General features: G+C 34.1%; 20 protein-coding genes, 1 tRNA gene and 1 pseudogene. 9 read left to right on the forward strand and 13 right to left on the reverse strand.

Annotated elements, in window-relative coordinates; genetic code table 11:
* Window positions 1-45 precede the first annotated feature (45 nt).
* The 9 genes and pseudogenes from CSUIS_RS05965 (at window position 46) to CSUIS_RS06000 (ending at window position 6,813) form a co-directional block, all read left to right on the forward strand.
* Window positions 46-819 carry a MetQ/NlpA family ABC transporter substrate-binding protein gene (locus CSUIS_RS05965; protein ID WP_086237259.1) on the forward strand — a complete coding sequence of 258 codons (774 nt, stop codon included), beginning with the start codon at window positions 46-48 and terminating at the stop codon, window positions 817-819.
* Window positions 820-893: 74 nt separating this feature from the next.
* Window positions 894-1,085: a 50S ribosomal protein L28 gene (gene rpmB / locus CSUIS_RS05970; RefSeq protein ID WP_086237260.1), complete on the forward strand. Its 192-nt coding sequence runs from the start codon at window positions 894-896 to the stop codon at window positions 1,083-1,085.
* An 18-nt stretch (window positions 1,086-1,103) separates the two neighbouring features.
* Window positions 1,104-2,234, forward strand: coding sequence for a potassium channel family protein (locus tag CSUIS_RS05975; RefSeq protein ID WP_086297867.1), 1,131 nt, complete (start codon window positions 1,104-1,106; stop codon window positions 2,232-2,234).
* Complete coding sequence (gene argJ, locus CSUIS_RS05980; protein ID WP_086297870.1) at window positions 2,227-3,414, forward strand: bifunctional glutamate N-acetyltransferase/amino-acid acetyltransferase ArgJ; 1,188 nt, start codon at window positions 2,227-2,229, stop codon at window positions 3,412-3,414. Before CSUIS_RS05975 ends, argJ begins: the two co-directional genes overlap by 8 nt.
* Before the next feature lie 62 nt (window positions 3,415-3,476).
* Window positions 3,477-3,707 (forward strand): YdcH family protein, encoded by a 231-nt coding sequence (locus CSUIS_RS05985; protein WP_086297873.1) that lies wholly within the window; start codon window positions 3,477-3,479, stop codon window positions 3,705-3,707.
* A 631-nt stretch (window positions 3,708-4,338) separates the two neighbouring features.
* A pseudogene (locus CSUIS_RS08715) lies at window positions 4,339-4,578 on the forward strand (methyl-accepting chemotaxis protein); the annotation flags it as partial.
* 117 nt (window positions 4,579-4,695) lie between these two features.
* Window positions 4,696-5,019: a CZB domain-containing protein gene (locus CSUIS_RS08720; protein ID WP_257789246.1), complete on the forward strand. Its 324-nt coding sequence runs from the start codon at window positions 4,696-4,698 to the stop codon at window positions 5,017-5,019.
* An 84-nt stretch (window positions 5,020-5,103) separates the two neighbouring features.
* Window positions 5,104-5,718, forward strand: coding sequence for a hypothetical protein (locus tag CSUIS_RS05995; protein WP_086297876.1), 615 nt, complete (start codon window positions 5,104-5,106; stop codon window positions 5,716-5,718).
* Between the two features lie 9 nt (window positions 5,719-5,727).
* Entirely contained in the window at window positions 5,728-6,813 is a 1,086-nt protein-coding gene (locus tag CSUIS_RS06000; protein WP_086297879.1) for a CinA family protein, read from the forward strand.
* Here CSUIS_RS06000 and hemH read toward each other — a convergent pair.
* The 13 genes from hemH to CSUIS_RS06065 form a co-directional block, all read right to left on the reverse strand.
* On the reverse strand, window positions 6,810-7,742 hold the full coding sequence (hemH, locus tag CSUIS_RS06005; RefSeq protein ID WP_086297882.1) for a ferrochelatase: 933 nt from the start codon (window positions 7,740-7,742) through the stop codon (window positions 6,810-6,812). The genes CSUIS_RS06000 and hemH overlap by 4 nt on opposite strands.
* A gap of 50 nt (window positions 7,743-7,792) precedes the next feature.
* On the reverse strand, window positions 7,793-9,814 hold the full coding sequence (locus tag CSUIS_RS06010) for a hypothetical protein (RefSeq protein ID WP_086297885.1): 2,022 nt from the start codon (window positions 9,812-9,814) through the stop codon (window positions 7,793-7,795).
* A gap of 197 nt (window positions 9,815-10,011) precedes the next feature.
* Window positions 10,012-10,096, reverse strand: a tRNA-Leu gene (locus CSUIS_RS06015).
* Window positions 10,097-10,120: 24 nt separating this feature from the next.
* The gene (locus CSUIS_RS06020; protein WP_086224097.1) at window positions 10,121-10,423 is read right to left on the reverse strand and encodes a F0F1 ATP synthase subunit C; all 303 of its coding nucleotides are present in this window, start codon (window positions 10,421-10,423) and stop codon (window positions 10,121-10,123) included.
* 468 nt (window positions 10,424-10,891) lie between these two features.
* Window positions 10,892-12,478, reverse strand: coding sequence for a flagellin B (locus tag CSUIS_RS06025; protein WP_086297888.1), 1,587 nt, complete (start codon window positions 12,476-12,478; stop codon window positions 10,892-10,894).
* 1,275 nt (window positions 12,479-13,753) lie between these two features.
* Window positions 13,754-14,143, reverse strand: coding sequence for a hypothetical protein (locus CSUIS_RS06030; protein WP_086297893.1), 390 nt, complete (start codon window positions 14,141-14,143; stop codon window positions 13,754-13,756).
* The gene (locus tag CSUIS_RS06035; protein ID WP_086297896.1) at window positions 14,130-14,717 is read right to left on the reverse strand and encodes a hypothetical protein; all 588 of its coding nucleotides are present in this window, start codon (window positions 14,715-14,717) and stop codon (window positions 14,130-14,132) included. Before CSUIS_RS06035 ends, CSUIS_RS06030 begins: the two co-directional genes overlap by 14 nt.
* Window positions 14,718-14,822: 105 nt before the next feature.
* Complete coding sequence (locus CSUIS_RS06040) at window positions 14,823-16,334, reverse strand: 2-isopropylmalate synthase (protein ID WP_086297899.1); 1,512 nt, start codon at window positions 16,332-16,334, stop codon at window positions 14,823-14,825.
* Between the two features lie 127 nt (window positions 16,335-16,461).
* Window positions 16,462-17,190 (reverse strand): CDP-diacylglycerol--serine O-phosphatidyltransferase, encoded by a 729-nt coding sequence (gene pssA, locus CSUIS_RS06045; RefSeq protein WP_086297902.1) that lies wholly within the window; start codon window positions 17,188-17,190, stop codon window positions 16,462-16,464.
* A complete protein-coding gene (locus tag CSUIS_RS06050; RefSeq protein WP_086297905.1) occupies window positions 17,183-17,794 on the reverse strand; it encodes a phosphatidylserine decarboxylase in 612 nt (203 codons plus the stop codon). Before CSUIS_RS06050 ends, pssA begins: the two co-directional genes overlap by 8 nt.
* 5 nt (window positions 17,795-17,799) lie before the next feature.
* Complete coding sequence (gene ftsH, locus CSUIS_RS06055) at window positions 17,800-19,716, reverse strand: ATP-dependent zinc metalloprotease FtsH (RefSeq protein ID WP_086242280.1); 1,917 nt, start codon at window positions 19,714-19,716, stop codon at window positions 17,800-17,802.
* On the reverse strand, window positions 19,716-20,528 hold the full coding sequence (locus CSUIS_RS06060) for a 50S ribosomal protein L11 methyltransferase (RefSeq protein WP_086297908.1): 813 nt from the start codon (window positions 20,526-20,528) through the stop codon (window positions 19,716-19,718). The genes ftsH and CSUIS_RS06060 overlap by 1 nt, the downstream gene beginning before the upstream one ends.
* Window positions 20,528-20,893 (reverse strand): chemotaxis response regulator CheY, encoded by a 366-nt coding sequence (locus tag CSUIS_RS06065; RefSeq protein ID WP_086237958.1) that lies wholly within the window; start codon window positions 20,891-20,893, stop codon window positions 20,528-20,530. The genes CSUIS_RS06060 and CSUIS_RS06065 overlap by 1 nt, the downstream gene beginning before the upstream one ends.
* Window positions 20,894-20,897 lie beyond the last annotated feature (4 nt).

Below are 20,897 nucleotides of genomic sequence, written 5' to 3' on the forward strand. Positions count from 1 at the left end.
TATTTTGTATAATAGCAGATCAAATTTAACACTTAAGGATAAAATATGAAAAAACTACTAGCTTTAAGTATAGTCGCTGCTGGGCTTATCACCTCTGCTTTTGCACAAACTCTAAAAGTTGGCGCCACTCCAGTTCCACACGCTGAGATACTCGAATTCATCGCACCAGAGCTAAAAAAATCTGGAATAAATTTAGAGATTAAAATATTTAATGATTATGTTATCCCAAATATTGCCGTTGAAGATGGCGATCTAGATGCTAATTTCTTCCAACATATCCCTTATTTAAATGAATTTAACAAAAATAAAGGCACTCATCTAGTAAAAACTATTGGCGTGCATTTAGAGCCAATGGGAGTATATAGCAAAAAGATAAAATCCATAAATGAGCTAAAAAACGGCGCTATAGTAAGCATTCCAAACGACCCTACAAATGAGAGCCGTGCCCTAGATGTGTTAGCTTCTGCTAAGTTAATTGAGTTAGATCCAAACGCACAACTACGCACTCCATTAGATATTACCAAAAATCCTAAAAATCTAAAATTTAAAGAGATAGAAGCGGCCACTTTGCCACGCACTTTAAACGATGTTGATATTGCGGTTATAAATACAAATTTTGCAATGAATGCTAATTTAAATCCTACTCAAGATGCTTTGATTATAGAATCTAAGGAGAGTCCATATGTAAATATCTTAGTTGTTAAAGATGGCAATCAAGATAAAGATGAGATAAAAGCTCTTGGAAAAGCACTTCAAAGTCAAGCTGTTAAAGATTTTATAGCCAACAAATATAAAGGCTCTATAGTTCCAGCATTCTAAATTTGTTTTTAAGCTAATTTTGGGGTTATTTTAGATATAATTAACCCCAAATTTTTATAAACTAAGGATATAAAATGTCAAAAAAATGTGCAATTACTGGCAAAGGCCCTATGGTCGGAAACAATGTAAGCCACGCTAACAACAAAACAAAAAGAAGATTTATGCCAAACCTTCGCACTGTAAGAGTAACACTAGAAGATGGCACAACTAGAAAAATTAAAGTCGCAGCTTCTACTTTAAGAACAATGAAAAAACAATCAAAATAACCATATAAAGAGGGATTTATGTCTTTGATAAAAAAGATTAAAAAATTCCTCAATTGGACTGATGAGTCCAAACCTGAATATGATTTAAATACTGAATTATACCAACAATTAAAAGCCTTTCGTCTTCCAATTATCTTTGTAGTTTTAATGATGCTATTTGGCACACTTGGCTATATGATTACTACTGGATTTACGCTTGTTGATGCAATATATCAAGCTGGAATGACATTTACCACAGTTGGCTTTACCGAAGTTTCACATATAAATACCGCCGGACGCCTTTTTACCATATTATTTATACTCATAGGATTTGGATTATTTACATTCTCTTTGGGTCTTATAATTGAAGTTGTCAAAAAAGGTGTTTTAACTAGGATATTAAAGGAGAGAAGCATGATATATAAGATCGCAAGACTTAAAAATCACTTCGTTATCTGCTACCACAATCTCTATACTATTGAGCTATCAAGGCAATTTAGAGAAAATCATATTCCATTTGTGGTTATAGATAGCAATGAGAATTTAGCTCAAATAGCTGAAACATATAAATATCCATACTACATAATTGATGAGCCACACACACAATCAGCTATTTTAAAATCTCATCTCTCAAGCGCTAAAGGATTAATCACCCTTAGCCCAAATATTGCTGATAATATCGCTTTGATAGCCACTGTTAGATTATATGAAAAAGAGCTTGGTAGAGTAAAGCCATATTTCATTATGACAAACTCAGATAATGATAGCGATACTGATAAACTCATCAAGCTAGGTGCTGACTCTGTCGTAAGCCCATCTAAGCTAGTAGCACAAAGAATATCTGCTATAAGTGTGCGACCAGATATGGAGAATATACTAGAGCAATTTTTGTATAAGAAAAATTCCCCAATAGACATAGAAGAGATCAAGGTTCCAGAGGCTTCTTGGATTAGGTTTAAGCGGATCAAAGAGACGCATTTGAGAAAATTAACAAATGCTGATATTGTAGGTATAACAGATCAAAATGGTAAATTTAGCCCAATGCCAAATGGCGATACGCTAATCGGAACTGGCTCAAAGCTCCTAGTTATCGGCACAGCTGAGAGTATTAGATCTACAAAACGCCTAATCTTTAGCAAATACAAACCAGAGGAGTTAAAATATGTTTAATCTAATAAGCCTTAAAAATGGCCTTGAGAATGTAAACGGATTTTTCTTTGGCGGTGTTAGCACTGGACTAAAGGCAAATGGCGATAATGATTTGGGATTTATAAGGTCAAATGAGCCGTTTATGCTCTCGGCTAAATTTACATCAAATAAATTTCAAGCCGCACCGATTCTTCATTTCAAACGCTATCCAAAGGCTTTTAAATCAAATTTCTTACTACTAAATTCCAAAAATGCCAACGCCATGACAGGACAAAATGGCGTAAATGATATTGATGAGATATTTAAAACTCTAAACTCTAAAACCCATCTAATAAATCCTATTATGAGTTCCACTGGCGTAATTGGCTATAGATTAAATCAAGAGAAGATAAAATTAGGATTTGATAAATTTAATCTAAACCAAAGAGATAGCGATGGCGTTGCTAGGGCAATTATGACAACTGATAGCTTTAAAAAAGAGATCGCTTTTAGGGTTGAGCTAGATAATAATAAAAGCTTTAATATCGCTGCTATTTGTAAGGGTGCAGGTATGATAAATCCAGCGTTTGCTACCATGCTTTGCTTTATTCTTACTGATGCTGATATCCCTCAAGATGATATGGATAAACTACTAAATTCTACTACTAAAAATAGCTTTGATGCCATTAGCGTTGATGGCGATACTAGCACTAATGATACTCTAATGCTACTTAGCTCAGCCAAAAGTGGCGTATATGATAAAGAGGCTTTTAAATTCGCACTTGATAAAATAACCTTAGAAATGGCATTAAATTTGGTAAAAGATGGTGAAGGTAGCACTAAGGTTGTAGCTTTTAAGGTTAAAGGTGCTTTAAATACCGATGAAGCCATCAAAGCCGCAAAAGCTCTTTCAAATTCGCTCCTAGTCAAAACGGCAATTTTTGGCGAGGATCCAAACTGGGGTAGAATCGCCTCTACAATAGGTGCTAGCGGAGTTAGTTGTGATGCTAACAAGCTTATTATACACTATGATGATGTGCTAGTCTATGATATAGATCATCCTGAACTTGATGAAATTAGAGAGCAAAAAGCACACAAAGTAATGCAACAAGATAGCTACCATATCACTTGTGATTTAGGTATTGGCAATGGCGAATTTACCGCTTATGGATGCGATTTAGGGCATACATATGTAAAAATCAATGCTGATTATAGATCATAGTTGGCTTGTTTTAAGTATCTTTTTTGTATAATGTCGAAATTTTAAATTCAAAAGGAGTATAAATGCTACATGAATATAGAGATCTAATCACAGAATTAAAAGGCAAAAACGCCCACTTTGATGCTGTATTTAACAAACACAATGACTTAGACCAAAAAATTTTAGATGTAGAAGAGGGTCGTGAGCATATGGATCAATTTGAGCTAGAAACTCTTAAAAAAGAGAAATTAAGACTCAAAGATGAAGCTTATCACATTTTAATGGAATACAAAAAATCAAAAGAGAGTGAGTAAATTTTTGGGCTTAAAGCCCAAAGTTACCTATAAAAAATTTTAATAAATAATATACTTAATTTCTCTTATCATAATATTACTTCATTCAAATTCAATTTTTTATCTATATTTAAATCTTTTTATAATATAATAATGAATAGAAAAATCAAATTATTTATCTTGGCTTGTAAATTATATAAGTTTGGATATAGTTAATATTTAAAAAGGAAAATATATGTTTAGTTCATCTAAAAAAATCTCTCATTATGAGGAACAAATCGTCGCTCTAAAAAAAGAGCTAGAAGCAAGAAATGCTGAAAATAGCAAACTTCGTGCTGAAATAAAGGAGCTATCATCTTCTCAAAGCAACCTAAAAGAGTGCGAAATAATAACTGAAATAGCCAAAAATATGATTGAAGGCGTCAAAGCAAATTCAAAAAATATCCAATCTGGCATTGAAAAGAATTTAGAGCTATCTCGTGCCTCTATCGATAAAATCGAATTCAATCTAAATAACATAGCTGAACTAAGCCAATCTAGCAATAAGCTAATCGACTCTCTAAATGAGATTACAAGCTCAAGTAATAAAACTCGCATAGCAGCTGAAAATCTACACAAAAGTGTCGATGAGATCACAAATGTAATCAACCTAATTAAAGATATATCAGACCAAACAAACCTTCTAGCGCTCAATGCCGCCATTGAAGCAGCTAGAGCTGGAGAGCATGGTAGGGGATTTGCTGTTGTCGCAGATGAGGTAAGAAAACTAGCTGAAAGAACACAAAAAGCCACAGCAGAAGTAGAGATGAATATAAATCTATTAAAACAAAATGCTAGCGATATGTTTGCTCAAAGCGAAGAAGTAGAGAATATTTCAATCGAATCAAATAAACATATCGAAGGCTTTATAACCAAATTTGATCTACTAATAAGCAATACAAAAGATATAGAAGATAATGCTAAATTAATTTCATATGATATATTTACAAGCCTTGTTAAGATCGATCATATGCTATTTAAAACAAATGGATATAACCAAATCTATACTAAAAATTATGAGCAAATGCTAGATCACACAATGTGTCGTCTTGGCAAATGGTGCGAAGATCGCGGTAAGGCTATATTTGGCAATCTTCCTGAATTTGGTCAAATACTTGAGCCTCATAGTATGGTTCATAAATATATCAATTCTGCCATCAGCCTTGCGGGTAAAGATTTCACCAGCAACGCTTCAATGATTGTTAAAGAATTTAAAACTTCAGAAGAGTATTCACTCAAGCTATTTGATATATTTGACGCGATGATACTATCTAAGTCTAGATCTACAAATTAGTATCCATAAGAGAGTATAAAGCTCTCTTACGCCATATCGTTAAGGTTTTAAATTTATTAAAATATTTAAAATTAAGGATTAAATTTGAGAGTAATTATCCTACTTTCTTTATTCTATATGCTCTTAAATAGCTTTGAGCTTAGTAGCGAGCAAATAGATAGGGATAGCACTAAGCTCTCACTTTCGCCAGTAAATTTAAATGATGATATGATTAAAAACTTAAATACACAAAAATTCAAAATATTAACATCGCATTACACCCTTAATAATAAAGACAACAATGGGCTAAACAATATTGATTTTATTGATATTGAATCGCTTAAATTTAACCACTGGACTACAAAAGATATTAGTTTTAATATAACCCAAACGCTAAATAAAAATGATAAAGATTATAATTTATATGGTATATATTCAGCATCGCATAATCTAAATTTAAACATATTCACATTCACCAACTCCATAAACACAATATATGATATTAAGAGCAAAACCACATGTACGCACTCATCTGATATTAGTGCTCAAATATTTAAAAACACCAAAATTGGCACCCTACTCTACCAAGATGATAGTAGCAAATACAATGCAAATTACTACATAAATACCCAAATTTATAAAAATATACATATAGATTTATCGCTTTATAATACTCAAAGTAGCGATAATTTTTATACTAAATTTAAAATCAACTACTAAAGGGTCGATATGAAAAATTTAATTATAATTCTAGGTGAAGATTTACAGATAAATCACCCATTTTTAGACTATTTTTTCTCTTGCTATAAAAAGAAATTTGACTCACTTGCCTCTATAAAATACATACAAAATAATAACAAAGAGCTACCATTTTATATAGAAAATGCCACTAAAAATTATGATAATATAACAATATGTGCTAATGAAAATGGATTTTATACGCTTAGTAGAATCCTAGCCACGCTTACAACTGATACAATAGAGCTTAAATCTGACACGCTTATGCCATCTCAAGTAGTTAAATTTAGCAAAAATAGCTTCTTAATAGATATAAATAACTCCAAAATAAACTTAATCAAAGCTGAGCCAACCAAAGAGTTGCCAGAAATTCTCACCCAAGATAACCACAACTCAAAGGTATTTCATATAATTGATATTGATAAAGAGAGCGCTCAAATACTGCTAGAGCCACTTACCACCACTTATAATGTCAATATCGCCCTTACTCAAGTCATAGATGGCTTAACTAAAATTAAGGTTAGCACCAGCAAATACGGCCATATAGATAGCTTTATTGATAGTGTGGCAAATTTATTTATCGGTAAAATTATTCCTTCAGACAATATAGTTGAATTTATCGCTAAAAAGCTAATCCAAAATAATAAAAAAATAACATTTGCAGAGTCTTGTACCGCTGGAATGTGTGCTGCGACACTTGGCAATACTCCTGGGGTTAGTGCTATCTTTGATGGCTCACTTGTAACATACTCAAATAATATTAAAAACCACTGGATAAAGGTCGATAACGAGATATTAGATAGCTTTGGAGCCGTTAGCGCTCAATGCGTAGAAGCGATGGCAAATGGCGCTATGAAGCTAAATGGTGCTGATTATGCCATTGCTATTAGCGGGATAGCTGGTCCAGATGGTGGTAGCGAGCAAAAGCCCGTAGGAACGGTATTTATAGCAGTTGCTTCCACTAGCGGCACTATCTCATCTAGACTACTACTAAGTGGCGATAGAGACTACATAAGAGCTCAAAGCGTCCTACACGCCTACACGCTGCTACTGCGCACCTATCCAGAGTTAAACTAAATATTATTAGCGATGAAATCAGCAAATTCATCGCTATCATTTGGGGCTTTAACTACCTTGTAATACTCAAATTTATTCTCATCTGCGATATGCTTATACTCAATTGCTAGCTCAAAATCAGTCTCAGAATTATCAATACAAAAACTAATTGGATATATCATCGCCCTTTTGCTAGTTAAATTTGGCAATACTTCGCTTAAATTTGGCTCTAGCCACTTCACAGGCCCAAGACGAGACTGATATGCTAAAGTTAAGCTTTTAAATTTCATTCCATCTTTGCTTAAAATATCCTTTAAAATCTCCAAATGCCCCTTTAAATGCCTCTCATACAAATCCCCATTATCAATAATCTTTTGCGGAAGTGAGTGAGCTGAAAATATCAAATCAATCTTACTAGCATCATCATCACCCAAACATTTAGAGATATGATTGGATATGATATTATTAAATTCAATATTACTATAAAAATGCTCTACAACTCTCACTTTAGCGCCAATCCCAAGCTGTTTAATCGCCTTATTTGCCCCTTCTAAACTAGAAGTAATTGTCGTTGCTGAATGGTGTGGGTATAGCGGAAATAGCACTATCTCATCAGCATCTTTATACTTAGATAAAGTATCAATAGCAAAAGGCGGAGTGTAATTCATAGCATAATCAAAAACCAAGCTATCTGAGCCAAATTTAGTATTTAGCTTATTTATTAATGAGCGTGTGATATCGCCTAGAGCGGACTTTCCGCCTAGTTTAATATAATTTTGTGTAGCTGGTTTTAATCTCATCATTGTTATTATCCATGCCACAAAAGCCCTTAAATAACGATTTTTAATCCCTAAAATATATGGGTCATTAAACATATTTGTCAAAAATATCTTGACTTGGCTTAGCTCATCTACGCCCCCCATATTTAGTAAAATCACAACTTTTTTCATTACTATCCTTTGGCTAAATTTAAGTAATTGTATTTCAAAATAATTAATATTTACCACTCAATGGCACGATTATAGCGAATTTTTTGACCTTTTTGTATCCCCATCACCTCGCCATAATCCCCCACCCCAACCCAAGGAGTATCCCTAAATAATCTAACCAAAATAAAATCACTGCCATAAAAATGCGTATTTTTAATCTCAAACTCAATCTTTTGCTCATTATCTACTTGCACATCCATCACCCCACCAATCACATCGCTAGGAGAATTTAGACTAGATTTTAACTCCACAATCTTGCTTGAAGCGTTAAAATCTTTAAAGATAAAATGCTCTTTTAGCTCAGGTATAACGCTCATATTATTATCTAAAATAGGGCTATATTCGCCGCTATTTCTAGCTATATTTTGACACTCATTATCACAATAAATAGCAAAATAAATATTAGCCATATGCGGATAGCTCGTTGCTTGAGTTAGCTTTTGACCATACGCCTTAGCATAATATAAATAGCTATAATTTTTATTTTGATCTAAATTTGATTTTATTGTTAAATTTGTATCTATATCATTTGGTGTGATTTTATAAGGATTTTGTGCTCTATCTCTTGGCAATGATAGCTTTACAAGACCCTTACCAACGCCATTTTTAAAGCTATTTTTACTGATAATATAGGTATTAATACCGCTTTGATAAATTCCATTTTGATCTTTTGGCTCATTTGGAGCACTCATAATTAGCTTACTAGAATTGCTAAAGCTTACACTATTAGCGTAGCAATTAGCACTAAAAAGCTTAGCCGTGCTATTATCAAATAGCTTAGCTTCAAACTCCAGCCCAGCCTCAACTCCCATAAAATCATCATATTGAGCTTGAGTAATATTAACTTCAACTACGCCAAATAATCCAAATTTAGAGTGAAAATCGCTCTTTATATGAGCGATTTTATCATAATCAAAATATCCAATATCTTGAGCGATTTTAGTATAGCAGCCGATTTTACCATCTTTATTTGGCTCATTTGTAAAGCTATTTATCAAACAAGCATCACGACCCTTATCGCTATTATCAAAATCAGCAAATTCAAGCCTAGCCACTCCCATATCAGGATAAACAAATCCATCTTGATCTGTTCTAATCTCGCCTACCCCACCTCTAAATTCTATAGTCTCATCAGCCATATTTGCTAAGCAACTTGGCAAAGTGTGCTTTATAAAATCTCCACTAAAACTAGCATTATACCCAACAATCCTAGCACCACTATAATCAAGCGCAAGAAGTCTAAAATCCTTATATTTCACCCCGCCTTTTGGATTTTGCAAAACTTTTTCTAGCTTAAACTCAGCCACTCTGGCATTGAAATTTTGCGATTTTACCTCTCTTAGCGCACCTTTTTGATCCTTAAATCTAGCTAAAAAATATAAATTTTTATAGTTTAAATTAGCTAAATTTGGGATTATCGCTTTGATTTTCCCTCCATCAAAGTTACTAGATCTATAAATTTCATAACCATTATTTAGCCTTATCTCAAGATCGCTTATCATCTCATTACTATAAAACTCAATATCAAACTCACGCCCAATAATCTGCGTATAAATATCTCCAAAACCAATATCTATATTTTGATTGGAATTTAACAAAACTCTCTCAAATACAATATTAGACTCAAACTCATATTTATCAGCTCCGATATCAGCCACACCAAAGATTATTAATAGATTTTGACCGCTTTTTAGCCTAATATCTTGATACTCATAACCATCGATTAAATAAGAATTATTACAAATAAGATGGCTATTTTGCTTAGAATTTGAGATTTGAAAACTAAATTTCGCCATTGTGGCACTAGCAAAACTAACGCTAACTAAGGTATCAAATTGCGCCGTTATCGATATCGCAACTTGCTTATTTGCTTCAATTTTGGTTGATTTAATCTTATAATGTTCTTTTGTATTTTGACTTACAATTGATGTATTAATATCGTCACCATTATGCTCTATGGTAATAACCTTGGATATATCACAATCTGCCACCAAACTCATCACGCAAAAAATAAATAAAAATATAACTCTCATCTCTATCTTAACCTTTTAAAATTATATCTACTAAATGATAAATTTAGCTTATTAATTAAAACAGCTAAATTTTTAAGTATTTTATAAAATTTTATCAACAATATATTTCGAAAATAATTATATTTAAAAACAGATTTTTCAAAAAGTATGAACTAATATTAAAAATTAAACTAGATAAAAGCCATATTTTACTTCAATGGTGCGATCAGCGAGACTTGAACTCGCACACCGTAGCGGCACTACCCCCTCAAGATAGCGTGTCTACCATTCCACCATGATCGCAAAGCCCCATTTAGGGGCTGAAAATTAACCTAAAAATGGGTTAGCATAAAGTGCGATAAGAGCGATAACAAGTGCGTAAATAACTTGTGCTTCGATCATCGCAAGAGCGATAAACATTGTAGTAAGAAGTTTTCCGCCAAGACCTGGATTTCTAGCTGTACCTAAAATAGTAGCAGCAGCAGTATGACCCATACCGATAGCTCCACCAAGAGCAGCCACACCAAGACCGATACCAGCAGCTACAACTGAGAATGCTTTGATTTGTTCGCCATCAGCACCAAATGCCAAGCCTGTTAAGGCTACAAGTAGAAAAAGAATTTTTTTCATAAAATTTCCTTAAAAAATTATTGTTTGAACTAGTTCGGATAAAATCCCTACTTAAAATTCAAAACTCGGAATTATATATAAATTTGGTTTAATCTTTCATAAATTTATCCATTTAATCATAAATCACTCTACTTAAATTAGCAATAAAGCATAACATAAATTAATATTTCTAATAAAGCACTATCATAATCATTGAATAAATATTTATTATTAAAAAATCAATTTAATAAAAATATATTTGTTATCAATAATTATATGGTTGTTTTGTATTATTTTTTACTTCGCAGTGGAGCTAAGCTCCACTTTGCGACCAAAAAAAAAAGGGGGGGGGGGAGCCTTTCACAGAAACCTCGGCTAAAGCCGTCGCATTCGCTGGTTTTGGAAACCCCTAAAGTCCCCACTTCGTGGGGTTGTTCCCCTTATAAAATCTGAGCGTAGCTCAGCTTTTATAGAAGTTTAAAATTTAATTTACTGTAACAATCTTAATATATTTTGTTGAACTGCATTAGCTTGGCTCATAGCATAACTACCACTTTGAGCTAGGATATTAAATTTAGAGAAATTCGCACTCTCACTAGCAAAATCCACATCCCTTATCTGGCTTTCAGCTGATTTGACATTGACTTGAGTAACTGTGATATTGTTTATCGTAGCTACTAATTGGTTTTGGACTGAGCCTAGATCTGCTCTTAGTTTATCTAGTGTTTTTCTAGCACTCTCAGCTACATCTACCATAGCTTGAGCTCCACCATAGGTATTTACGCCACCGGCTTGATCTGCTTCGCTATATACATTTGAGAAACCGCCATCGAAATACCCCATTGCTTTAGCAATTGAAAAATCAATTGTTCCTGAATTCATATATTTAAGGTTAATTGAAGCTTGATTATAAGTTGCCGTAGCAATTGAAGCCTCAGTAATGGCTGCTGCCGTCATACCGCTAATAGCTGACATACCATTTAATCCTACTTTAATATCTCTAGCGTCTTGGCGAACAAAGGTTATCTGACCCATTAATACAACACCTAAAGAAGCAGCACCTTGACCAGAAGCAGCTGAGGCTCCAGACAATCTACCACCTAATTTGCTGTAACTTGTAGATATTGTTCCTATTCTAATAGCTCTACCATCTTTAGCAGCTAATACTAAACGACCATTATCTAAACTTGCTTCTACACCAGTTTCATCTTTTTTAGCATTGATAGCTCCAATTAGTGTGTTATCGCTATCGTTGGCTTTAACTTCTATATTTCCTATAATAACACCATTTATTTGAAGTCCTTTTACTGTTCCAGCTTGAACTGCAGTAGACATAATTTGAGTATTGTTTACATTTACTTTTACACCAGTTTTATCTGAAACTCCATTCATCATTTCAGCTACGGCTTTGTAGCCATCAGTGTATAAAGTACTGGCTTCTATTTTTTGAAATTCATAACCATTAGGAAAACCATCTATACCGCTTAATTTTACTTGAACGCCATCTGAAAACGCACCAGAAACGACAGAGAATATACCATTATTCGTAGTCTCAAACCTCGTATGCCCTATAGTATTTGAATTTGTAGCCCCTATACTTACCTTAGCAGTCTCATTGCTATAAGCACCTATTTGGAAGTTTTTGTTTGAGAAGTTACCATTTAATAGTTGTTGTCCATTAAAGCTTGTAGTAGTAGCTATCATATCAAGCTCTTCAAGTAGTCTTGATATATCGTTTTGTAAAGCTCTTCTTGAATCACTATTTTGTCCATCTTGAGCTGCTTGGATAGCTTTAGTTTTAATAGTATCAAGTATTTTAATCTGCTCATCCATAGCCTTATCAGCTGTTTGGACTATACCTATAGCGTCATTACCATTAGATATAGCCTGACCTAGAGAATTTGCTTGAGATTTTAAGCTATCAGCTATAACAAGCCCTGAGGCATCATCAGCTGCTGTTTGTATCCTAAGACCAGAGCTAAGGCGACCTAGTGAGCTACTAAGAGCTCTATCATTTACTACTGAGTTAGCATGAGCATTCATAGCTGCTATGTTGGTGTTTATTCTAAAACTCATATTATATCCTTTTAAAAGAAATTTGCCTTAAGCTTAATCCTTTGCTTAGGCTTATTTGATTATATCGCAAGGTAGATTAAATTGTTTATATGGGGGGGGGGGAATTTAACACTTTTTTTAAAAAAAGTGCAAATTTAATATAAATTTTTCAAATTTTCATTAAATTTGGCTTAAATTTAATAAATTACTCTAGATATTAACCAGATGAAAATTTAAGAAAATTTATAAATTTAGGCTGTGAGATAAATTTGTAATGGTTTTATAATTAAATTTGGGAAGGTGAATTTTATTTTAAGTTGGGAGTTTGATTAAAAGCATTACTAATAGTGATGAAAAATAAAATAGTAAAAATAGTCAAGCGATAGCTTGACAACCTTGAAAGGCTTTTTCAAGGGGTTGGGGGTTGTTAAAAAAAAGGGGGGGGGGAGGGTAAGGTAGCTTTGCTCTTATGTTTCGTAGTGCCGTCAAACGATAGTTAGTATCGTTTGACTATTGCACCACTCATCTGCCAAAAAAGCGTCCCCCTTCCCCCTTAAAAGAAAAAGAATTTCTTTGCGATAAAAGATTTTTTAAATTCTTTTCTTTAAGGGACAGGGGAAACTAAAATTTGAAAGCCAAAACAGTTTCCCCTGTCCATTTTTAACTTCGCAGGTCAGCAAAGCCGACCTTTGCGACAAGGAGCTACACTCCCTTGACCCACCTAAAGCCCCCACAAGTGGGGTACCCCATTTATGGGGCTTTAGTATTTGCTACTTTAGCACGGACTTTGTTCGTGCGTTAAAAGTAGGTAAAAATGGGTTCCCCTATCCCTTAAAATCCCAACCCCTTCCCAGTTTGGCTTTTTTATTTTATAAAAGCTGAGCGTTAGCTCAGATTTTAATAGGGTCACCCTACGGAGTAGAGACTTTAGGGGTTTCCAAAGGCTCCCCTTTGGTCGAAAAGACTAGCTTGGCTAGTCTGCGAAGTTAAAAATAGGGACTTTCTCAAAGAGAGTGCAAAGCACAAGAATGAAGGGTCAATGGTTGCATTTTAAATTTTCGCCAATGGATTAGTAAAAATTCCGCGTAAGAAGTGGAGCGAAATTTTATTATGAAATTATAATTATTCAATTTAACCGTAAGCCAAAAAATATGGTGAATTATAATAAAGCGAAGTGGCTAAAAAGAAAAATAGTAAAATTTAGCCTTGTTTAGCCAAATTTTATATACAAAGCTAGTATTTATATATATCTTATATATCTGTATAAAAAGCGTAAATAAATTTCTTATTATGATATTAAAACTCTATGCTTTCGGCTACTGGAATTTTATCTGCTGTGAGATTTTTCTTGCTGCGATGGTAACTTTTGATTATGGCTGGCTCTTTTATGCTTTCATAGCCTTGGATTAAAATAGCAAAATAATCAAATTTAGCTCCATTTAATCTCGCATAAACTAAATCCCCTACATTGCAAGGTTTCGTGCTAAATCCTTGTGCTGATGAGAGCTTACCATTGCTTGTATCAGTTGATGTGATGGTATAGACATAGCCACCATTTACCTTACTAATGGAGGTTATAGTGCCTTTTATATAGTTATTTTTAACTAATTCTTGTGTGCTTTTAGTAGCTACGCACCCAGCCACTAAAAGCGTAAAAATAATCAAAAATACACTATGCAGTAACATTGATAGCATTACCGCTAAGCTCCATAATAGCTTGATTTAATCTATCTAGCGTTTTTCCCATTGTTTGTTGCGATATATCTGGCAAGGATTGTCCCCATAGGGCTTCAGCTTGAGAAAAGCCATTTTTGACCCCTTCTAGACCGCTTCTTAGCTTATCTACATCGCCACCAGCTCCATTTATGACAAAATCAGCTATGCGATTTGCGGTATTATTAATACCAAAGTATCCATTATCACTTATTAGATTACTTGCTTCTTGCGAGCTTAGATCGCCAATTGGTTTGCCATTGTAGCCAGTGATATTTATATTTTGGTTTAATAGATCTTTTAATCCTTGAGTGAAATCGCTTGCGCTACTACCCTGATTAGTAAAGCTAAGGCTAGTAAGACCTATTTGCATATTAAAATTGCCATTTGAATAATCAAGAGTTTGCTGCATAAACTGCATATAATAGCCTCTTGTTAGCTCGTTTGCATTTACTTTGCTTGCAGACTCTTTGATTTTGTCGATATTGGTTTGGGAATTTGGATTGATACTTAGAAAATCTAAGCTATTTGTGTTATTTACTTGCATTTTATCTCCTTTATCCATATATCGGATTTTTTAAAAAAATATTTTGACCTTATGAGTGTAAAATGTGCTAAGCAAATTTGGCTATAAATAGCCAAATTCATATTATTATTTTTTCATACTTAAATAGCTATTTAACGCACTTACATATGCTTTTGCACTTGCCATCATAGTATCTATATCAAGCCCATGCCCGATAAATGGAGGCTCACCAGAGCCAAATGCCACTTTAACCGTAACTTTCGCAAGAGCGTCTTTGCCCTGTGATACTGCTGAGACCTTATAATCTTTTAACTCACCAGCAACCTTGCTAATTCTATCTATCACTTTAAATATCGCATCGGCTGTGCCATTGCCAAGAGCTGCATCACTGATAATATCATCATTAAATTTAATACTAATTGCCGCACTTGCGTGGCCTAAATTACAAGAGTTGGTGCTTAAGGCCTCAATAGTATAAATTTCAGGAATTTTAATAATCTCATCGCTTACAAGCGCTCTAATATCATCATCAAAAATCTCTTTTTTCTTATCGCAAAGTATTTTAAATTTACCAAAAGCTTCATTAATCTCATCATCATCAAGATCAAAACCCAAATTTATAAGCTTATCTTTAAAAGCGTGTCTGCCACTATGCTTACCTAAAACTAGAGTATTTCTCTTAGCACCTATATCTTCAGCTTTGATTATTTCATATGTTTGAGCACATTTTAATATACCATCTTGATGAATGCCACTTTCGTGAGCAAAGGCGTTTTTACCTACAATTGCCTTATTTGGCTGAGGCTCAATACCAGTGATACTAGCTACTAGGCGACTTGTAGGGTAGATCTCTTTTGTAACAATATCAGTATATAATCCACTAAATTCATCGCTTCTTGTTTTAATCGCCATAACGATCTCTTCTAAAGCAGCATTACCTGCTCTCTCTCCAAGTCCATTTATGGTGCATTCCACCTGTCTAGCTCCAGCTTTTATACTTGCTAAAGTATTTGCTACAGCTAGGCCAAGATCGTTGTGATTATGAACTGAGATAATAGCTCTATTGCCGATATATTCACTCATGATTCTAACCATATCAGCTATCTCATAAGGCAATCTAAAACCCACCGTATCAGGTAAATTTAAGGTTCTAGCTCCAGCATTTACCACCGCATCGCAAATCTCTTTTAAGAATGATATATCGCTTCTTCCAGCATCTTCACAGCTAAATTCAACATCATCTACAAAGCTTTTAGCGTATTTAACCGCTTCAACTGCTCTTTTGATAACTTCATCTGGCTTCATTTTAAGCTTGTGTTCCATATGGATTGGGCTAGTGGCTATAAATGTGTGAATTCTTTTATTTTTAGCCGGTGCAATGGCATCTGCAGCCGCCTTAATATCGCGCTCAAGAGCTCTTGAAAGGCTAGCTACCTTAATATTTTCTACCTGTTTAGCAATCTGATTAATCGCATCAAAATCCCCAGGACTAGCAGCGGCAAATCCAGCCTCCATAACATTAACCCCAAGACGCTCCAACTGAAGTGCTATTTGAATTTTCTCTTCAGTATTCATAGATGCACCAGGGCTTTGCTCACCATCTCTTAAAGTCGTATCAAAAATTATAATCTTATCCATTTTATTATCCTTAAATTTAAAATATTTTATAGCGTATTACGCATGAATTTGAATTAAAAAGAGCTACAGAGCAGATTTAACAAAGAGAGTTTATAAATAAATATATAAATTTTTTTACCATTTGCTATCATTTTTGCTCCTTTATCTTTATATTTTTGGCAAAAAACATTGCCCAAATAGCGCGAATTATACCATATATAGTATAAATAGAAATCAAAGCAGTGGCTGATTCTAATGGGTATAAATATAAAAAAGAGAATATAATTACCAATATAACAAGAGCTTTAATGTAATTTGCGCGACTAAAATCCACTTTTTTAAAGCTTGGATACCTCACATTAGAAACCATCAATATAGAAAGCAGACACATTAAAATAAGAAACGCAAACTCATATCCTTGCATAATCTCATATTTATTATAAATTCCAATCCAAAATCCAGCCACTATAGCAGCAGTTGGAATAGGCAAACCGATAAATATATTTGGCTCATTTTCATTGGTTGTAACATTAAATCTAGCTAGTCTAATCGCACCAAATACCACAAACATCGCCGTAATAAGTGAGCCAAATCTACCAAATTCATCTGCAATACTAAAATAAAATAGCATAGCAGGAGCCACTCCAAAAGCTACTAAATCAGCCAAACTATCAAATTCTACCCCGAATTTAGAAGTAGTCTTTGTAAGTCTTGCCACTCTACCATCTAAACCATCAAGCACAAGTGAGACTACAATATAAAAAATAGCCTTACCAAACTCACCATTTGCACTTGCTAAAATACTAATAATACCCGTAAATGCACTACCGGCTGTAAATAAATTTGGAAGTATGTATATAAATTTATTATTATTCATCTATATAACCTATAACATTACAAGCTTTAATTTTATCCCCTTTGGAATAAGATATTCTCGTATTTAACGGCATTAAAACTACGACTTTGCCATCTTTTAAAAAACCAATTCTACGACCAGATTTCATATGAGTGAAATTTTCTAAATATATTTTAGAGCTAAACGCTGAAGTGCTAATACGGATTATAATATCCTCTTTTTTTGACATTATAGTAACTCGGTTACTAAGTAAATTTAGATTTGAATCGCTACTATGTATATTAAGACCGCTTCGTTTTTTGATAATCAACTCATCAACATCGCAAACGGCACGCAAAACCCCAGAATCAAAAATTCTATTGCGAATCACAATTTGGCTATAGCTTCGTCCATTATAATTACACTTTTTTATACTATCTACGATCCCATCAATTGGTGATAAAATGGCCTTTGCTTCTTCACTTTGTGGTAGTCTCTCAGGGTTTCTATATACCCATAAAGTAGCAATAAATAAAGCAGCAAAAAGCCAAAACCAAATATCAAAAATCCAAGATAGTATAAAAATCAATCCCGATATTAAAACGCATTTATAGCCATATTTGCTTATAATTCCTAGATTATCCATCTATTTTAATTCTCTTTTGCCTTTTTAATATCTGAATTCTCATCTTCGATATCAACCAAACGAGTAGGCAATCCATTAGCCTCTTCAAACTCCCTAATAATTGCCCTTACCTTAGCTCCTTCTATAGTCTCTTCTTCATATAAAGACTCTACCATCTTCTCTATAGCACCACGATATAGCTCAAGTGTAGCTACAACTGCTTCAAATCTCTCATTTAAGAAATTTTTTACAAATTCATCTAATTTTTTTGCCATATCATCACTATAATCTTTTAAGGTTTGACCACCATTTAAGAATACATTTCTTTGCTTTTCAAGCACCATAAGCCCTGCTACATCAGTCATTCCATACATTGAAACCATAGCTTTAATAATATCAGTAGCACGCTCAAGGTCGTTACTAGCACCTGTGCTAATCTCTTTGATAAATACTTGCTCTGCTGCCCTACCACCTAAGAGAACATCAACTTTTGCTATAAGCTCATGCTTTTGCATTAAGAATTTATTCTCTTCTGGGGCATTTAGAGTATAGCCCAAAGCTGCTATCCCCCTTGGGATAACTGAAACCTTAGTAACCTTATCAGCACCTTTAGTAGTTTCAGCTATAAGGGCATGTCCGCACTCGTGATATGTAACTATCTTTTTCTCTTTTGGATTTATTCGGCGAGATTTTTTCTCAAGCCCTGCAATAGCTCTCTCAACCGCTTCAACTAAATCTTGTTGGTCAATCTTAGCCTTATTAGATCGACCAGCCAAAAGAGCGGCTTCATTTATAATATTAGCTAAATCCGCCCCAGCAAGCCCAGCAGTCAAACGACCAATCTCATCCATATTGACATCATTTGAGAGTTTAACCTCTTTACTATGCACCTTTAATATATCCACACGACCTTTAAAATCAGGTTTATCAACCAAAACTTGGCGATCAAATCTACCTGGTCTTAAAAGTGCCGCATCTAAAACCTCTGGGCGGTTAGTCGCTGCTAGGACAATTACCGGACTTTTATCACTATCAAAGCCATCCATTTCAGCCAAAAGCTGATTTAAAGTCTGCTCTCTCTCATCATTGCCGCCCATCATAGATCCAGCGGCTCTACTTTTACCAATGGCGTCAATCTCATCGATAAAGACAATAGCTGGGGCTTCTTTTTTAGCATTTTCAAAAAGATCTCTAACCCTACTTGCACCAACGCCAACAAACATCTCTATAAAGCTAGATCCTGAAACTGAAAAAAATGGCACTTCAGCTTCACCGGCCACAGCTTTAGCAAGTAAGGTTTTACCAGTTCCTGGAGGCCCTACTAATAATACCCCTTTTGGTATCTTAGCCCCAAGGCGGATATATCGCTCAGGATTTTTAAGAAAATCTACAATCTCCTTAACCTCATCTTTAGCCTCTTCAACTCCAGCAACATCATCAAATTTAACCTTTGGCTTTTCGCTATTAATTAGCTTTTTACTGCTTCCCATACCCAAAATTCCGCTACCCATATTTTTTTGCATTCTACTAGCAAGAAACATCCAAATAGCAAAAAATATAAACACAGGAATAACCCAAGAAAATAGCATATCGCTTAGCCAATTACTCTCGCTATATGCACCATAACTGATATTATTCTCTTCTAAAAGCGGAACTAAAGTCTGGTCGTTTGCAACCTTTTTAACCACATATGTTTGAGAATTTCCACTTGCTTTGATTGTGGTTTGACCAATCACAACTTCATTTATCTGCTTTGATTTAATGAGTGATTTTAACTCTGAGTAGCTGATATTTTTAGAATTTCCACTAGAAATCCCCATCTCATCAGGGCTTATACTGCGAAATATAAGCACCATCACCACAGCAAAAATCGCAAATACTAAAATAGGATTTTTGTTAAAAAAACTATTATTATTTCCATTTGATTGATTTTTATTTTCCATTATTTTCCTTGATTTTTAAATACAAAGCTCTCCCACTCATTTTGAGTTAAATTTTCCACTAACTCAAATTCACTAAAGGCGTTGATAACTCTGCTTTTATATTTTGTTAGAATTCCAGATAGTATGATAATACCACTATTTTTGACTTTAGATTTTAGGTCATTTGCAAGAAATAGTATAACATCAGCGATAATATTAGCCACCACTAAATCGTAGCATTGGTCGCTATTTATCACTGAGCCAGTCCAGACCTTGTGTATATTTATGCTATTTTTTTGAGCGTTATCAATCGTGCTTTTAACTGCCAATTCATCTGTATCACAGCTATCCACGCTCAAACCTAGCTTTGCCATAGCTATGCTTAAAATACCGCTACCACAGCCTACATCTAAGGCTTCATTATAATCTTTAGCATATTTTGAGATTAGCTTTAGGCATGAATTTGTGCTCTCATGATGCCCTGATCCAAAGGCAAGAGCTGGGTCAATGATAATGTCTATCAACCCATCTTTTGGCTGCTCCCAACTAGGTCTAATATAAAAATCACCAGCCACGATAGGGGCTACACCCTTTTTATACTCATCAATCCAATCTTTATTATCTTTAAGCTGCAAATCGCTCTTTATATCATACTCAAGGCGATTAGCAAACTCTTCAAGTCCCCATTTAATATCATTTAAATTATGTTCATCTCTAATGATAAAGCCATTATCGATCTCTTCTATACAGGTAAATCCAAATTCAAATACAAGATCTTTTAATAGCTCTATTTGCGAAGATAAGACTTTTAATTCGTAATATTTATCTTTCATTACCCAAGGACATCTTCAAGCTTCTCTTTAAGAACTTGAGGGGTGAATGGCTTGACTATATAGTTATTTACGCCAGCTTTTAACGCTGTGATAACCTCAGCTTTACCACCTTCTGTAGTTACCATTATAATAGGCATATTTTCATATTTTGACTCTGCTCTTACCTTTTTGACAAGCTCCAAACCATTCATTTCAGGCATATTCCAATCAGTAATCAAAACACCAATATCTGGATTTTGGCAAAGTAAATCCCAAGCTTCCACGCCGTGCTCTGCTTGTAATACATCTTTGTGACCAAGTCTTTCTAATGTATTTTTTATAATTCTTCTCATAGTAGAGCTATCATCAACAACTAATAACTTCAATAAC

Source organism: Campylobacter porcelli, from assembly GCF_002139855.1.
Classification (GTDB): domain Bacteria; phylum Campylobacterota; class Campylobacteria; order Campylobacterales; family Campylobacteraceae; genus Campylobacter; species Campylobacter porcelli.

Excerpts from the sequence above, each read along its gene's own strand:
- CSUIS_RS05965 (WP_086237259.1), top strand. The coding sequence starts at position 46 with ATGAAAAAACTACTAGCTTTAAGTATAGTCGCTGCTGGGCTTATCACC.
- rpmB (WP_086237260.1), top strand. The coding sequence starts at position 894 with ATGTCAAAAAAATGTGCAATTACTGGCAAAGGCCCTATGGTCGGAAAC.
- CSUIS_RS05975 (WP_086297867.1), top strand. The coding sequence starts at position 1,104 with ATGTCTTTGATAAAAAAGATTAAAAAATTCCTCAATTGGACTGATGAG.
- argJ (WP_086297870.1), top strand. The coding sequence starts at position 2,227 with ATGTTTAATCTAATAAGCCTTAAAAATGGCCTTGAGAATGTAAACGGA.
- CSUIS_RS05985 (WP_086297873.1), top strand. The coding sequence starts at position 3,477 with ATGCTACATGAATATAGAGATCTAATCACAGAATTAAAAGGCAAAAAC.
- CSUIS_RS08720 (WP_257789246.1), top strand. The coding sequence starts at position 4,696 with ATGCTATTTAAAACAAATGGATATAACCAAATCTATACTAAAAATTAT.
- CSUIS_RS06000 (WP_086297879.1), top strand. The coding sequence starts at position 5,728 with ATGAAAAATTTAATTATAATTCTAGGTGAAGATTTACAGATAAATCAC.
- hemH (WP_086297882.1), bottom strand. The coding sequence starts at position 7,742 with ATGAAAAAAGTTGTGATTTTACTAAATATGGGGGGCGTAGATGAGCTA.
- CSUIS_RS06010 (WP_086297885.1), bottom strand. The coding sequence starts at position 9,814 with ATGAGAGTTATATTTTTATTTATTTTTTGCGTGATGAGTTTGGTGGCA.
- CSUIS_RS06020 (WP_086224097.1), bottom strand. The coding sequence starts at position 10,423 with ATGAAAAAAATTCTTTTTCTACTTGTAGCCTTAACAGGCTTGGCATTT.
- CSUIS_RS06025 (WP_086297888.1), bottom strand. The coding sequence starts at position 12,478 with ATGAGTTTTAGAATAAACACCAACATAGCAGCTATGAATGCTCATGCT.
- CSUIS_RS06030 (WP_086297893.1), bottom strand. The coding sequence starts at position 14,143 with ATGTTACTGCATAGTGTATTTTTGATTATTTTTACGCTTTTAGTGGCT.
- CSUIS_RS06035 (WP_086297896.1), bottom strand. The coding sequence starts at position 14,717 with ATGCAAGTAAATAACACAAATAGCTTAGATTTTCTAAGTATCAATCCA.
- CSUIS_RS06040 (WP_086297899.1), bottom strand. The coding sequence starts at position 16,334 with ATGGATAAGATTATAATTTTTGATACGACTTTAAGAGATGGTGAGCAA.
- pssA (WP_086297902.1), bottom strand. The coding sequence starts at position 17,190 with ATGAATAATAATAAATTTATATACATACTTCCAAATTTATTTACAGCC.
- CSUIS_RS06050 (WP_086297905.1), bottom strand. The coding sequence starts at position 17,794 with ATGGATAATCTAGGAATTATAAGCAAATATGGCTATAAATGCGTTTTA.
- ftsH (WP_086242280.1), bottom strand. The coding sequence starts at position 19,716 with ATGGAAAATAAAAATCAATCAAATGGAAATAATAATAGTTTTTTTAAC.
- CSUIS_RS06060 (WP_086297908.1), bottom strand. The coding sequence starts at position 20,528 with ATGAAAGATAAATATTACGAATTAAAAGTCTTATCTTCGCAAATAGAG.